Annotated in this window: 9 protein-coding genes and 1 pseudogene; 4 read left to right on the forward strand and 6 right to left on the reverse strand. The window is 73.9% G+C overall.

Features of this window, described 5'->3' with window-relative positions; translation table 11 throughout:
* Positions 1 to 70 precede the first annotated feature (70 nt).
* Positions 71 to 523: a prolyl oligopeptidase family serine peptidase gene (locus B4E97_RS11130; protein WP_286959916.1), complete on the forward strand. Its 453-nt coding sequence runs from the start codon at positions 71 to 73 to the stop codon at positions 521 to 523.
* 10 nt (positions 524 to 533) lie between these two features.
* Here B4E97_RS11130 and B4E97_RS11135 read toward each other — a convergent pair whose 3' ends face one another.
* Positions 534 to 1,562 (reverse strand): DUF3068 domain-containing protein, encoded by a 1,029-nt coding sequence (locus B4E97_RS11135; RefSeq protein ID WP_286959908.1) that lies wholly within the window; start codon positions 1,560 to 1,562, stop codon positions 534 to 536.
* Between the two features lie 229 nt (positions 1,563 to 1,791).
* Between B4E97_RS11135 and B4E97_RS11140 the strand changes: the two genes are divergently transcribed.
* Positions 1,792 to 3,138, forward strand: a complete 1,347-nt coding sequence (locus tag B4E97_RS11140; protein ID WP_286959909.1) for an acyltransferase family protein — start codon at positions 1,792 to 1,794, stop codon at positions 3,136 to 3,138.
* 916 nt (positions 3,139 to 4,054) lie between these two features.
* Here the strand turns inward: B4E97_RS11140 and B4E97_RS19225 are convergent.
* The 5 genes and pseudogenes from B4E97_RS19225 to B4E97_RS11165 form a co-directional block, all read right to left on the reverse strand.
* Positions 4,055 to 7,294: pseudogene (locus B4E97_RS19225) on the reverse strand (alpha-(1->3)-arabinofuranosyltransferase); the annotation flags it as partial.
* The gene (locus B4E97_RS11150) at positions 7,291 to 8,094 is read right to left on the reverse strand and encodes a class I SAM-dependent methyltransferase (RefSeq protein WP_286959910.1); all 804 of its coding nucleotides are present in this window, start codon (positions 8,092 to 8,094) and stop codon (positions 7,291 to 7,293) included. The pseudogene B4E97_RS19225 and the gene B4E97_RS11150, both read right to left, overlap by 4 nt.
* Positions 8,091 to 9,275 (reverse strand): glycosyltransferase family 4 protein, encoded by a 1,185-nt coding sequence (locus B4E97_RS11155; protein ID WP_286959911.1) that lies wholly within the window; start codon positions 9,273 to 9,275, stop codon positions 8,091 to 8,093. Before B4E97_RS11155 ends, B4E97_RS11150 begins: the two co-directional genes overlap by 4 nt.
* A gap of 59 nt (positions 9,276 to 9,334) precedes the next feature.
* Positions 9,335 to 9,520, reverse strand: coding sequence for a hypothetical protein (locus tag B4E97_RS11160; RefSeq protein WP_286959912.1), 186 nt, complete (start codon positions 9,518 to 9,520; stop codon positions 9,335 to 9,337).
* 205 nt (positions 9,521 to 9,725) lie between these two features.
* Positions 9,726 to 11,333 carry a hypothetical protein gene (locus B4E97_RS11165; protein ID WP_286959913.1) on the reverse strand — a complete coding sequence of 536 codons (1,608 nt, stop codon included), beginning with the start codon at positions 11,331 to 11,333 and terminating at the stop codon, positions 9,726 to 9,728.
* Positions 11,334 to 11,392: 59 nt separating this feature from the next.
* On the opposite strand from B4E97_RS11165, the gene B4E97_RS11170 reads away from it, so the two are divergent.
* Entirely contained in the window at positions 11,393 to 12,706 is a 1,314-nt protein-coding gene (locus B4E97_RS11170; RefSeq protein WP_286959914.1) for a lipopolysaccharide biosynthesis protein, read from the forward strand.
* Positions 12,707 to 12,841: 135 nt separating this feature from the next.
* A complete protein-coding gene (locus tag B4E97_RS11175; protein ID WP_286959915.1) occupies positions 12,842 to 15,121 on the forward strand; it encodes a glucose PTS transporter subunit IIA in 2,280 nt (759 codons plus the stop codon).
* Positions 15,122 to 15,185 lie beyond the last annotated feature (64 nt).

A 15,185-nucleotide genomic window follows, 5' to 3' on the forward strand; every position in this document is an offset into this window, starting at 1 on the left:
CCCTTGAAGATCTGCTGGGACCCGGTGGCTCGATGACGGCGAATACTCCTACACGCGCCGGCTCAAGAGCCTGGTCGACGAGTTCGCCAAGGGCCACGACGTCGACACGTCCCGGATCTACGTCGTCGGCCCGTCCAACGGCGGCTACATGGCGATGAAGCTGGCGTCGGCCTACCCGCGCTACTTCGCCGCCAACGTGCCGGTCTGTGCGGCCTACGTCCTCAAGGACCAGGCGACCGGGACGACGAAGCGGATGCTCACCGACGCGCAGATCCTGCGGCTGCGCTCGACCCCGACGTGGTTCGTCCACGCCACCAACGACCCGGTCGTGGACTACCAGGCGACGACGGGGCGCGCGGTCCGGCTCCTCGGCAACGCCCGCCTCACGGCGTACCCCAACGTCGTGTGGAACGGCCACGAGTTCCAGGGGCACTGGTCCTGGATCTACGTCGCCCGCAACGACCCGCAGACGGCGTCCGGCCTGACGATCTGGGAGTGGATGGCCAAGCAGCGCCGCCGCTAGCCGGTGCCGGTCAGGCGCGGGTGGCGCCCGACGTCTCGCGGTCGGCGGCGACGAGGTCGACGCGCCGGGAGTCGCGGTGCTCGCCGCGGCGGCGGGCAAAGAGCAGGAACAGGCCGAGCAGCGTCAGGAGCGCGCCGGCGATGAAGCCGATGGGGCCGAGCAGGTCGCGGACGAACGCCAGCTTGCCGGCCTTGTCGCCATACTCGTCGGCGAACTTCTGCTGCGTCTTGTCGTTGTAGCCGATGACGCCCTTGATCAGGGTGACCGTGCCGGCGTCAGAGACCGCCTCGCGGTTGATGTTCTCCTGCGCGCGGATGATCGCCCCGGTGCTGGGCTCGACCCAGAAGGTGCGGGTGTTGGCGTAGTCCGACTGGACCTGCACGTTGCCGGTGCCGCTGCCGAACATCGTGCGAGGCACGGTGCGGGACCCGGGGAGGCGGGTGGTGGGGATGGTCTGCTCGTAGACGTAGGTGTTGAGGCCCTTGACCTTCTCCTCGCGCACGAAGGCCGCGTCGCGGGCGGCCTTGAGCTCGCCGTCCCAGAAGGGATAGGACTTCTTCTGCGCGTCGAAGGGGAACTTGAAGAACAGTCCCTCGTGCGTGATCGGCTGGGTGGCGTTCTGGTTCTCGGTGGTGCCCACGCCCACGAAGTCGCCGCAGCAGTTGGTCGCCAGGCCGGTGCGCCGGTTGATGGAGACGCCGTCGGTGCTCAGGGACAGCGGCTGACCGTCGACGATCTCGGTGCGGAGGCCGATCTGCCAGAAGGCGTTGTCGTCGCGCTGGCCCTCGGGCACCTTGCCGGGCAGGCCGATGATGGTGCGGGTGTTCTTGACGTGCTGGTCGGTCAGCTTGTCGAACCTGACCGTGCCGCCCTCCGCGGCCACGCGCAGGGCGCTGACGCCGGTGCCCTCGGACTCGGCCGTGGTCTTCTGGTCGAGCGGGACCGTGGCCAGCTGGTCGTAGATCGAGTCGGCCCGCATGCCGAGGACGAGGGCGAGGATGCCGAGGAAGACGGCGAGACCGCCGAGGATGCGACGCATGGGGGACTCCTGCTCAGGGAACGGCAACAGTGACGTTGACGAGACGAGGTGTGTCGTTCGGTCGGCGACGGTGCCTACTGGTGAGTAGCGCCGCGGTTCCTGGGACCATAGCAGCGCGGCTGGGAGTTGTCTGCCCCTCGTGACCCAGACGTTGCGCTCGGACCGCCATCCGTGTCGTCCGTGTCACACCAGCAGGCGCTCGGGGTTACTCGCTGGTTACCCTCCTCGGGTGGCTGAGCCCAGGACCACCCGCTTCGCGGCCCTCGACGGGTTGCGGATCGTCGGTGCCCTCATGGTGGTCACCACGCACGTGGGCTTCACCAGCGGGCTGGCGATCCACGGCCCGTATGCCGGGCTCCTTGCCCGCCTCGACGCGGGCGTCGCGCTGTTCTTCGTGGTGTCCGGCTTCCTGCTCTATCGCCCGCACGCCCGGGCCCGCCTCGGGAGCGCGACCGCCACGCAGGTGTCCGGCGCCCGTGACCTGCGGACCTACCTGCGGCACCGGGTGTTCCGCATCCTGCCGGCCGCGTGGGTCGCCGTGCTGGCGGCCTACCTGCTGCTCCAGCACGACAAGGTCGGCCTCGTCCACTACCTGCGCGTGGCGACGATGTCGCAGATCTACGTGCCGTCCCCGTCGGTGCCCGGCCTCACGCAGATGTGGAGCCTGTCGACCGAGGTCGCGTTCTACCTCGTCCTGCCCCTGGCGGCGTGGGGGCTGTCGCGCCTGCCGCGGTCGAGCTGGCTGAGCTGGTCCGAGCTCGCCCTCGTCGTCCTCGCCTGCCTGCCCGCCGTCTCGCTCGCCTGGATCGTGCTCACCCACGACAACGTCGAGGGTATGACGAACTACTGGCTCCCGGAGTACGCCGCGTGGTTCGGCGGGGGCATGGCCCTCGCGGTCTGGCACGAGGGGCGCCTCGCGGGCGAGCTGCCCCGCACGGCGGTCGACGACCTCGTCGCCTCGCCGGGGACGCTGTGGGCTGCCGCGGGTGCGCTCTACCTGCTCCTCACCACCCGCCTGGCCGGGCCGTACGGCCTGGACCGCGCGACGCTGGTCGAGGCGGGCAGCAAGAACCTCGGTTACACGATCCTGGCGGTGCTGGTCGTGCTGCCCTGCATCGCCGCCGAGCCGAGCTCGTCCCGCGTCGTCGCGGCCCTCGGCAGCCGCCCGGCCCGGCTGCTCGGAGACCTGTCCTACGGCGTGTTCGTCTATCACCTCGTCGTGCTCGGCCTGCTCGCGCGCGCGATCGGCCACAAGCCCTTCACGGGGGACTTCCTCGTGCTGTGGCCCACGACGATCGTGGCGTCACTGCTGGTGGCGTGGGTGAGCTATCGCTACGTGGAGGCGCCGATCATGCGCCGCGCGCGTCGCCGGGACCCGCGCCGGAGCCGCCCGGCGGCCGTCCCGACCGCGCGGGTCACCGCCGAGAGGGACGCCGAGGAAGCAGTGGCGAGCGACGTCCGGGGGGACGTCGAGACAGACGCGGGGCGAGAGGCCGAGACGGACGCGGTGGAGGCTCGCTCCGGCGAGGGCCCTGCCGCCGCGGCAGCAGCAGGGTCGACACCGCCACGGCGGTGAGGACGGTGCCCTGAGGCCACCACGACGCGAGCGCGGCGTTGCCGGACGTCCAGGGACGCGCGGCGACCAGGGCGACCGCGACCGTGGCGGAGACGGCCACCACCGCGGCCCGGACCAGGTCCGGACGCGGCGCGAGACGGGCGAGCAGGCCCACGAGGACGGCCGCGCCCACCGCACCCAGCCCCGTGAGTCCCGTCGCGACGGGCAGCAGCACCGCGACGACGCCGGTGACGGCATACGGGCTCCAGGCCCCGTCACGCAGCGGCGTCGCGCCGGCGGGGACCCCCTCGAGCAGCGCCGGGCGATCACGACGACCCTCGCGCCAGGCAGCGGCGGCGAGGAGCAGCAGCCCGAGGAACCCGGCGACGAGGAGGGCGGCATACGGCCGCTGGGGGGCGAAGCGGGGGTGCACGTTCGTGGCGGGCCCGGCGGGCAGCACCCAGCCCTGACGGCGCCCGTCGAGGCGGATGGCGGTGAGCTCGTGGCCGTCGTCGTCGGTGGCGACCCAGCCGGCGTTGGCGTTGTGCGGGAGCACGAGCACGCCAGGGGTGGCGCGCTCGGGCACGGCATAGGCATCGCCCTCGGCGACGACGTCCGTGCCGACCGCGCGCGAGGCCGTGGGCACGAGCTCGGGGGTGGTGAGGAGGAGACTCTCGGGGACGTAGGCCGCCGTCGCGAAGACGGTGACCCGGTGCTCGCCCGGGTCGAGCGCGATTGGCTGCGCGGAGCGTTCGCCGGCCAGGTCGGTGGGCCCGCCGCACGGCACCCACCGCAGCGGCCGGTCGTCGAGCACGTCACCCACGGTCGCGACGAGGCGGGAGGCGCGGGTGACGCCGTCGATGCGCACGGTCGGGCCGTCGCCGCAGGCCGCACCGACGGGCGCGTCCCGGTCGAGCGGGGTCCGGACGTCGTCGGCACCGAGGAGCTCGACCTCGGAGACACCGACGGGGAGCGTCTCGGCGAGCTTGGTGGCGGCGTCGATCGAGCGCACCTCGTCGGCCCCGGTGAACGTGATGTCCACGCGGTCGGTGCGAGCCGTGAAGCGCACGCTGCCGTCCGGCGCGACGGTGAGGTTGCGGGTCCGGCCGTCGCCGGTCCGCACCTGCACGCGACGTGGCCGCGAGGCCGCGAGATAGGGATCGGACAGGAGCCGCACGCCGGTCAGGGCGCGGACCGAGGGGAGGGTCAGGGTCAGCGTGGGCTGCCGGTCCTGGGCGGAGGCGACCCACCCGGTGCCGAGGTCGTCGTCGACGGCGGCTCCGGGGCGGCCCGCGAGCGCGGGCACGCGGGAGGTCGTGGCCTCGGCCTGGACCTTGCCCGGTATGGCGAGGAGCGCCCGGCCCCCCGCGGTCGTCCGGGCCCGCACGTGGCCGGACCAGGCATAGCTCGTGCGCGCGGCGGTGGTGAAGGTGCGGAACATCCCGGCCGCCTCCTCGCCGGTCGCGACGAGGCCCCCGGCGCAGAGCGGGCGGTCGCCCTGGCGCAGGCAGCCGGTGCGGCCGGGCTCCTGGCGTCGGAGGCTGACGATGTCGGGCGTCCCCGAGGGGGTGGGTGGGAGCACGAGACGTGGCACCGGCACGATGCCGGGCAGGGTCAGCTCGGTGATCGCGAAGGCCCGCTCGGTGCCGGCGCCGACGCCGCGCAGGGTGAGGCGCAGGCGCGTCGTGGGGCCGGGGGGCAGGGGGACGGCGGCCGTCGCGCCGGCCGCCTGGTCCGGGGTGATGGTCATGGGGACGGTGCCGGCGTCGGTGGTGACGTCGACGGCCACGGGCGGCGCGGCGCCGGCCCACGGCGAGGCGAGGGTGAGCGTGCTGCCCGTGAGGTCGCGGGGGCGGTCCAGGCGCACCTCGAACCACTCGCCGACCGCCTGCTGGAACGGGCCGGACACCCACCGGGTGGTCGGGTCCCCGTCGAGGGCAGCGGCCGGGCCGTCCCCGCTCGAGGTGCGGACGAACGAGCCGGCGTCCGAGCCGGAGCTGGAGGCCTCGGCCCCGGCGATGCCCTCCCAGAGCAGGGTGACCTGTCGCGCGCGGGGGTCCACGAGGTAGTCCTGCACCCGGCGGCCGGTCGTGCCGGGGTCGGCGGGGCGCAGCACGGGCGACCGGTTGTCGGAGGCCCGGCCGAAGATCGTCTCGCGCCGCTGGTTGCCGTCGGTGAGGATCTCGGGGAGCGCGGGGGTGGCGGGCAGGGCCTTGCGGTCGTCGCCGAGCACGGTGGCGCCACCCGGCAGGACGCGGTCCAGCGAGGGCAGGTCCTCCGGCCCACCGGTCAGCTGACGCAGCGTGGACGCCGGGACGAGCCGGGCGTCGGCGACGGCCCCGACGTCGTAGACCTCGACGCTCGGGTAGGGCAGCAGGGTGCGCTCGTCGACCGTGGTGTCGTCGGTCTCGAAGGCGCTGCCCGCGGGCGGGCCGAAGGAGCGCACGCGGTCGATGCCCGCGTCCGTCAGGGCCTGGTGCACCGCGAGGGCGGGGGCCCGCCGGGCGGTGGCGCGCAGGTCGTTGCGGACGACCAGGTAGCGGATGCCCGCGTCGCGCAGCGAGCTGCGCAGGCCGGTGCCCCCGACCCCGGTGCGCAGGTGGCGCTCGACCTCGTCGAGGTAGCGGGTGGAGCCGGCGGACCCGAGGGGCACGGCGTCGCGCACGGCGAAGGGTCGTCGCATCAGCGCCTGGAGCGGCTCGTCTCGGGGCGACCCCCAGGTGAGCTCGGCCGCCGGGGCCGCGGGCACGACGAGCACCGACCCGGAGCCCGGCTGCTCGTCGAGCCAGCCCGCCACGTCGCGCCAGTAGCCCGCGACCTGCTCGTAGGCGCCGGCGCGCGGCAGCATCGCGGCCACGGCGGGGGCGGCTGCCGCGACGACGAGGATGCCGGTGACCGCGGCGACGAGCTCCCGTGGGACCCACCGGACCGGCCCTGCGGGGCCGGCGCTGCGCTCGCCGCTGGACCGGGTGCCGACGACATGGACGGCGTGGACGAGGCCGATCAGCAACGGGATCCGCAGGACCAGCTCGAACTTGTGGATGTTGCGGAAGGGCGCGAGCGGGCCGTCGAGGAGGGTGCGGACGTCGTCGGCGAAGGGGCCGTGCGCGGGTCCGGCGAAGCCGGCGACCAGCAGCACCAGGCCGACGACGGCGCCCAGGCGCCAGAAAGACCGGTCCGGGAGGCCGCGCAGGGTCAGGCCGACCAGCCCGATGACCGCCGGCACCGTCGTCGTCACCACGAGGATCGGCACGGTCACCGTGACCCAGCCGGCCGGCCAGGTCGGGCCGTCCGCCACGCGCAGGTAGGACAGCCAGTGCGTGGTCCCCTGCAGCGCCGTGAAGGGGCTCGCGGTGCCGGTCGTGGCGGCGGCGTTCTCGATCCAGTCCAGGAAGGGCGGGCTGTAGCGCCCCAGCACCACGAGCGGGCCGATCCACCACAGACCCGCGAGGACGCACGCGCCGAGCCACGCCGCGAACGCCCGCAGGGACCGGGCCGGGCGCTCGCGGGTCAGCCACCACAGGGTGGGCAGCACAAGGGCGGCACCCGTGGCGATGGCGTTGACGCCCCCGATGCAGCCGAAGGCGAGCGCCGAGCGCAGGACCCGAAGGCGGGTGCGCTGGGGGGTCGGGTCGACCAGCGGCAGCAGCACCCACGGCGCCACGGCCATGGGCCACACCTCGATCGAGGTCACCGCGATCTCGGCGAGGAAGCGCGGCGACAGGGCGAACAGCAAGGCCCCGAGGTAGCGCGTCCACGGCCCACCCACCCCCACGGCCCGCGCCAGCCGCCAGAAGCCGAGGAAGGCGGTGCACAGCACCAGCGACCACCACAGCCGCTGCGTCACCCACTCGGGCACCTGCAGCACCCGCAGCACCAGGTGGAACGGCCCCATGGGGAAGAGGTAGCCGTAGGCCTGGTTCTGCAGCTGCCCGAGGTGGCCCCCGTCCCACACGTGCAGGGCCCGGCCGAGGAAGGCCGCCGGTGACAGGGTCAGGTCGAGCTTGGTGTCCGGGACGACCCGGCCCCCGCCCTGCAGGAAGCTCGCGGCCGTGAGCAGCACGCACGCCGTGAGCAGCCGCACCCGCCATACGTGCTGGTCAGCACGACTCGCACGATCGGACCGACCGGCCTGGTGGGGCCGGTCGGTCCGGGGAGCGGGGGGAGCCGAGGTCATCGAACACGCAGCACCAGCACGGCGTTCCACAAGACGATCTCGCGGACGCCCGGCACGCGGATCAGCCACCGGGCCCAGGCCGGGTGGTAGCGGGGCAGGATCTCGACCCGCTCGACCCGGCCGGCGCGCTCCGCGGCGGCGAGCCAGGTGAGCATGCGGGCGATGGAGCAGGCATAGAGGGAGCGGCCGAAGTCGTTCTTGGGGCGATGGCCGTGCCGGTCGGCGTAGCGGTCCGCCGCGCGACGGCCGCCGAGGTAGTGCCAGGGGGCGGTCTCGTGGCCGCCCCAGGGGGACAGCCAGGGCGTCCAGGAGATGACGACGGTGCCGCCGGGTCGGGTGATGCGGACCATCTCGTCCGCCATTTCCTCCGGCGCGGGCACGTGCTCGAGCACGTTGCTGGAGTAGGTGAGGTCCACGACGTCGTCCGCGATGGGCAGCGACAACCCCGAGGCGCGCAGGGTGTTGGAGGTGACCGTCCCGCGGCGCTCGAGCTCCCCGGCGTCGGGGTCGATCCCGGCATAGCGGGCCCCGGCCGCCATGAAGGCGTCCGCGAAGTAGCCCGGTCCGCCCCCCACGTCGACCATGGTGGCACCGTCGAGCTCGCACCAGCGGCTCGCCTCGCGGACCGAGTCCAGCGCGAGCAGGCCGTAGAAGTAGGCGGGGTCGGTCTGCTCGACCGTGAACGCGCGGAAGAGCTGGACCGAGCGGGCCAGGGAGCCGACGCGGGCCAGGGGCGGCAGCGGGCGCCCCGCACCGGGATGCTCCGGCACGGGGGCGCGCTGCTGCTGGTCCGCGGTCATGCGCTCGCGCGCCGGCCGGGTCGGTGGCCGACCCGCTCGGGTGCGGCGACGACCTGGTCGATCTCGGCGACGGCCGGGCGGTGCGCGGCAGCCCGGGCGAGCGTGCGCTCCCAGCTGTCGACGGTCGCGCCCCAGGAGAAGCGGCGGGCGTGGGCGCGGGCCGCGAGGTCCATCTCGTGCCGCAGGTGATGGTCGGCGAGGAGCTCGGCGGTGGCCTCGACGAACTCGTCGAGGTCGTGCGCGAGGGTGCCCGTATAGCCGTCGACCACGGACTCGGACAGGCCGCCGGCGTCGTGGAAGGCCACCGTGGGGGCGCCGTGGATGGCGGCCTCGATGACGTTGAGCCCCCAGCCCTCCTTGAGGCTCGGGGCCAGCGAGACCCACGCCGACGAGAGCTCGTGGTGCTTGGTGACCTCGTCGACGAAGCCCAGCACGTCGACGATGTCGTCGGCCCCGACCGAGCGGGCGTGCTCCTCGACGCGCTCGCGCCACCAGCCGTCGCCGACGACCCGCAGCCGCAGCCCGGGGAACCGGTGGCGCAGGCGCTGGGCGGTGTCGATGGCCAGCTCGACCCGCTTGTGGGGGACGAGCCGCCCGAGGACGACGAGGCTGGGGTGCTCGGTGCGCGACTCCCGCGTGCTCCACGGCAGCTCGGTGCCGTTGTGGATCACCGAGACGTCCTCGGCGTCGACCCCGAGCTCGACGAGCTCGTCACGGGTGCGACCGGAGACCGTGACGTACTGGCAGCCGCGGTAGAGCCACGGCGAGATGCGGGACTCGAGGAACCAGCCCACGGAGGCGACGGCGCGGTTGAAGACGACCGGCCACTGCTCCTTGTGCACGTGGTGGATCAGCACGACCACCGGGGACAGGGTGCCGAGGCGCGAGCCGAAGGGCAGGCCGTTCTGGATGTCGACGACGACGTCGAAGTGGCCCTCGGTGCGCTCGAGCTCGCGCAGCCGCCGGACGGTCGCGGGATAGACGGAGGCGCGTCCCCCTTGACGGAGGATGCGGTAGCCGTCGAGGTGCTCCTGCTCGGGGGCGTCGCCGTGGGCGGCGCACAGCAGGGTGATGTCGTGGCCGCGGGCGGCGAGCCCGCTGCAGACGGTCTGGGCGTAGCGCTCGGCCCCGCCACCCTCGGGGTGGGTGAGGTCGCGCCAGCTGAGGAAGGCGATACGCACGGCTGTGGGCGTGGGCGTGGTCGTGGTGCGAAAGGTGTCGACGCGGTGACGGGGAGCCGTCAGCCGCCGTAACCGATGATCTCGGCCGGGGCGACCTGGGCGGCCGGTCCGGACGTCGCGGCCTTGGCGTCGTCGGGAGCGGCGGCGCTCACGGCGTTGATGGCCAGGGCGGAGGCGCCGAGGCCGAGCAGGCAGGACAGGGCGGCGATGATGACGGCTGCGGTGCGGCCACTGAGGGAAGACATGGTCAGACCTCGATCTGCAAGAGGCGGGAGGCGGGGCCCGCGCTGGATGGCGCCGTTGCAGGTGGTGCTGGGTGCTGCTGGGGGGCTGGTCGCTGGCGACCAGGGGCTACTGATGGGTACTACTGGTCGGTAAGAGTACGTGCCGGAGCTCAGCCTGTCCTGTGGTCTGCGTCACTCTACCGACAGATCGCCCCGATGGGCGGCCTCAGGACCGGGCGCTGGAGGGGCCCGTCGAGGGGTCGTCGACGAGCCAGACGCGCAGGGGTCCGGTCGTGCCGACGCGGCGTGCCCCGGGTGGGGGCTGCGGCGTCTCGCCGGGAGTGTCTGCCCAGGTCACGACCGCTTCGACCCCGGCCAGGCGGAGGGCCTCCAGGTCGCCTCTGGCCCAGGCCTCGACCGCGGTCGTGTCGTCGGACCCGACCACCACCGCGCCCCCGTCGCGGGGGACCGAGAGGTTGCGTGATGCGATCGCATGACCACGCAGAGCGAGGGGCAGGGGGTCGAGGAAGGGCTGGTCGCCCACCCAGGCCTGCCGTCGGAAGGGCTGCCAGGGCAGGACGAGCGTCGTCCGGTCGCCCACCGCGGCGACGGCCTCGGACCACCCGGCGGGGAAGCCCGTGGGGCGGTAGGCCGCGTGGACGCGGGCCGGGGCGTCCGGGGCTCCGATCACGGCGAGCGCCACGAGGGTCGCGGCTGCGCCGGCGGCGGCCACCGGCCCGAGGCGCCGGGCCAGGGCGGCCACCCCGAGGCCGAGCAGCACCGCGGTCGCGAGCACCGTCAGGCCGAGCAGCCGGTGGGTGTCGCGCAGGATGCCGACGCCGGGCACGTGCTGGGCCTCACCCCAGAGCACCAGCCCGGGTCCGGACGCCAGCGTCAGGGCGACGAGGGCGGGCAGGACCAGGGCGGCCGCGAGGAGCCAGCGGTCGGCCCGGCCCGTGCGGACGCTGCCCACGGCCAGCACGAGGGCCGCGACGATCACCAGGGCTGCCGAGGCCAGCAGGGCCGGGGCGTGGGCGCGTGAGGCGAGGGCGGCGGCGGGCGCCCAGATGCCCCCACCGCCGAGCACGTCGAGCACCCCCTGCACCCCGTCCGCCCGCACCGCGAACGCCCGGGCCCCCGACGTCTCGCCCGCCGCGCTGGCCCCCCGCAGGCCGGCGACGACCCAGGGCAGGCACCAGGCCGCGCCGAGACCCGCGAGGGCCAACCACTCCCGACGATGCCGCCCGGGGCGATGCCTCGTCGTCAGGGCGGTCACCACCACGACCGCCAGCGCCAGCAGCCCGCCGAACGGCGTCAGGGCGGCGGGCAGGGCGGCGACCAGCACCGCGAGGATGCGGCGTCGCGGCGACCCGTCGAGCCGCACCGCCGCCACCAGCCACGGCACCATGGCCCACCCCAGCAGCGTGGGGGGCTGTCCGACGAGCAGCCGCTGCGCGGCATACGGGCTCCAGACCGCGACGGCGGCGGCGATCACGCAGGCCGCGGTCCCGTGCCGGCGCAGGAGGACGGCCAGGCCGCACCCGGCGAGGGCGAGGGAGGCCACGAGCATGACCTGCTGCTGGACCCCCGACGGGACGACGGGCGCGAGCAGGGCCGTCACGGCGTCGAGCGGGACCGCGCGCGGCGCCTGGCCGACGGCTCCCAGGACGGAGGGGCCCAGCACGGGGTCGGGCACCTGCACGAAGTCGCGGTAGAGGAGCTGACCACGGCCCAGCGCGGGCCAGGTCCAGGCCAGGGCGAGGAGGATGGAGGCGACGCATCCGGCGAAGGCGGCCCGTCCGGGAGATCCCGGCCACACGTCGCGGCGTCGCATGCTGGCACTATGGCACGCTGACGACCCCGTGCCCGGGCATCACCGACCAAGGAGCTCCCATGAGCCGCACCACCTCGGACGCCGCCGCGCGGCCCGTCGTGTCGCGAGCGCTCGCGCAGGTCACGTCGGCCCTGTCGTCCGGTGGGCTGCTCTTCGCCGGCACCTTCCTCGGGGCGCTGCTCGGCTACGCGTTCTTCGTGGTGCTCGGGCGGTCGATGACCCCCGACGACCTGGGCGCCGTGGGCTCGCTGATCAACCTGTCGACGATCCTGACCGTGCCGGGCCTCGGGCTGCAGCTCGTGACGGCGCGCGGCGTCGCGTCGCAGTCGGCGCCCGCGCACGGCCGATCGGGCGGCCCCGTGGACGGCGGGCTGCTGGTCGGGGCGCTGCTGGTCGGTGGCGTGCCGGCGTTGCTGCTCGCCGTCACGGCACCCCTCGTGGCTCCGCTGCTGCACCTGCCCTCCGTGGCGCCGTTGGTCGTGCTGGCGCTGTCGGCCGTGCCCATGACCGTGGCCTTCGCGGCGCTCGGGGTGCTGCAGGGCGCCGAGCGGTTCGCGGCGCTCGGGCTCTCGGCGCTGCTGGTCGGCGTCGCCAAGATCGCCTCCGCCGTCGCCGCCTCCGCACTCGGCCAGGGCGTCCTGGGGGTGATCGGGTGGTATGCCGTGGGCTGGGTCGTGGTCGCCGTCGTCGCGGGGGCGCTCGCCGTCCGCGGGGCCGGCCGGGGTGGCGCCGGCGAGGACGATGCGGGCCCGGATGGATCGATGACGGCGCCCTCGCGGTGGGCCGCCGGGATCGCGCGCGCCCGGGCCGGCCTGGTGGGGTCCATGCCGACCGCGGGCCTGCTCGTCCTGTCGAGCCTCGACCTGATCCTCGCCCGCCACCACCTGACGCGCGACGGGTCCGGCGTCTACACGATGGGCGCGCTGTTCGAGAAGGTCGCCTTCTGGGGGCCGCAGTTCATCGCCACCATGTACTACCCGCGCATGGCCCGTCCCGCCGAGCGCCGCGCCGCGGTCCGGGCGGCCGTGGGCGTGACCGCGGCCGTCGGCGTGCTGGGGGTGCTGGTCGCGGCGGTCGCGGGCGACCTGCTCACCTCCGTCGTCGGCGGGCGCGCCTATGTCGACGAGCTCGGCCACCAGGCCTGGGTGTTCACCGCGCTCGGCGTCGCCCTCGCCCTCGTCCAGGTGCTCGTGTACGCCGACCTCGCCGACCACCGCCACGGCGTGGGGGCCCTGGTGTGGGTCGCCGTGGCCGTCACGGTCGGCGCCGTCGCCCTGTGGCACGGCAGCGTGGCCGCCGTCGTGACGACCGTGCTCGTGTGCGTGCTGGGGCTGCTCGTCGTGGCCGGGACGGTGGTCGCCCGGCGCGCCTGAGGGTCCCGTCCGTGAGACGGCGGGCGTTCGGCATACGGGACGCGCCGGTGCCAGGTGAGTGCTCGGTCAGCGGACCTGCCCCGGGCAGGGAATACTTGACGCGCCCGAGCGGCTCCCCCAGGAAAGAAGTACCTCATGGCATCAAGCCCTGCCAGCGACATCGTCTCGAGCGTCGGCGGCCCCTCCAACATCACCAGCCTCACGCACTGCGCGACCCGGCTGCGGTTCCAGCTCAAGGACGCGTCCGGCGTCGACCAGGCGCAGGTGGAGAAGATCCCCGGCGTCATGGGCGCCGTCCCGCAGTCCGGCGACCGCTACCAGGTCGTCATCGGTGGCGCGGTCCAGAACGTCTTCAACGACATCATGGCGCTGCCCGAGATGGCGTCCGGCGGCGGCGGCTCTGCAGGTGCCGCGGGCGCGTCCGGCGCCAAGACCGACGACGAGCTCAAGGCCGAGCTGCGCTCCGGCGGCCCCCGCGGGGGACGCGCCTGGCTCGACAACTTCTTCGAGTTCCTCTCCGACTCGTTCCGCCCGATCCTGGGCGCGCTGCTCGGTGCCTCGCTGTTCATCACCTTCATGGCGTTGATGTCCACCCTCGGCGTCATCGGCAACTGGGCCGACCCCCGCGTCAAGCTCGAGGGCGGCTGGGCGTTCATCAACCTGCTGTGGCAGGGCGTGTTCACCTTCCTGCCGCTGATGGTCGCCTACAACGCGTCCAAGAAGCTCGGCGCCGACCCCTGGGTGGGCTTCGCGATCATGGGCGTGCTGATGCTGCCCGGCTTCACCGCCCTCGGTGACGCCGCCCGCACCGCCACGGTCGCCGGCTCCGAGGTCAAGATCTTCGACGTCTTCGGTCTGCCGCTGACGATCTTCAACTACGGCTCGACGGTGTTCCCGCCGCTGCTGATGGCCGCGGTGCTCGGCCCGCTGTACAAGCTGCTCAAGCGCCTCATCCCGAGCAACCTGCACCTGATCTTCGTGCCGTTCCTTGCGATGTTGGTGATGATCCCGCTGACGGCCTTCCTCATCGGCCCGATCGGCGTCTACGTCGGCGCCGGCCTCGGCAGCTTCCTGAAGTCCATCAACGACTTCAGCCCGCTGATCTTCGCGATCGTCATCCCGCTGGCCTACCCCTTCATGGTGCCGCTGGGCCTGCACTGGCCGATCAACGCGATCATGCTGCTCAACATCCAGCAGAACGGCTTCGACTTCATCCAGGGCCCCATGGGCGCGTGGAACTTCGCCTGCTTCGGCGCCACCGCCGGCGTGCTCTACCACGCCATGAAGGACAAGGACGTGGCGATGCGCCAGACGGCGACCGGTGCCCTCGCGGCCGGTCTGCTCGGCGGCATCTCCGAGCCCTCCCTGTACGGAATCCACCTGCGGTTCAAGCGGATCTATCCGCGCATGCTCGTCGGCTGCCTCGTCGGTGGCGTGATCATCGGCCTCGGCGGCGGCCTCAAGACCAGCGCCTTCGTCTTCACCTCGCTGCTGACGATCCCCGCGTTCGACAACATCCCGCTCTACGCCATTGCCGTGGCCGCGTCCTTCTTCATCTCGATGCTGCTGATCGTGTTCACCGACTACCGCACTCCCGAGCAGAAGGCCGAGGCGCTCGCCGCCAACGCCGGCGCCACGGACACCGCGATCCCGGAGCAGGACCCGGTCGACAACGAGAACGTCACCCTGTCCACCGACGACCGTATGGCGCACGCCGGGGCCGTCGCTGGTGGGGCTGCTGCCGGCGCTGGCGCTGGATCGCTCGCGGGCGACGCCCCGACGACCGGTCGTGCTCCTGAGGCTCCCGCCGGGCACTCCCGCCCGGAGGCCGCCGCGGGCGGCGCGAGCGTGGTCACCGACACCGCTGGTGCGGGGACGGCCGGTGCGGGTGCCGCGGCGACCGGTGCTGCTGCCGGCGCGGGTGCTGCCGGTGCTGCTGGCTCTGCCGGTGCTGGGGTCGTCGAGGTCGGCGCGCCCTGCGACGGCGTCGTCGTGCCGCTGGCCGAGGTGCCGGACAAGGTGTTCAGCGCGGGCCTGGTCGGCCCGGGCGTCGGCATCGACCCGCGCGACGACACGATCTGCGCGCCGGCCGCCGGCACCGTGGTCGTGGCCCAGTCGACGGGTCACGCCTTCGGCCTGGCCGTCGAGGGTGGCGTCGAGCTGCTCATCCACGTCGGCATCGACACCGTCAACCTCGACGGCCGTGGCTTCGACGTGCATGTCAAGGCCGGCGACAGGGTGGCCGCGGGCGACCCGCTCGTGACCTTCGACCGTGCGGTGATCGAGGAGGCGGGCTACTCGCTCATCACGCCCGTCCTCGTGACCAACTCGTTCGCGACGGGTCCGGTCGAGCCGCTGGACGTGTCCGGCGAAGTCGCCAAGGGCACGCCGATCATCCGCGTCACCCCCGCCTGACCTACCTCAGGTAGTCACATCCGCCCGGGTTAGCACGCCAGGCGGATGAGTTCCTAAGGGGAGT

It is taken from the genome of Arsenicicoccus sp. UBA7492 (assembly GCF_002479615.1).
Taxonomy (GTDB): Bacteria; Actinomycetota; Actinomycetes; order Actinomycetales; family Dermatophilaceae; genus Arsenicicoccus; species Arsenicicoccus bolidensis.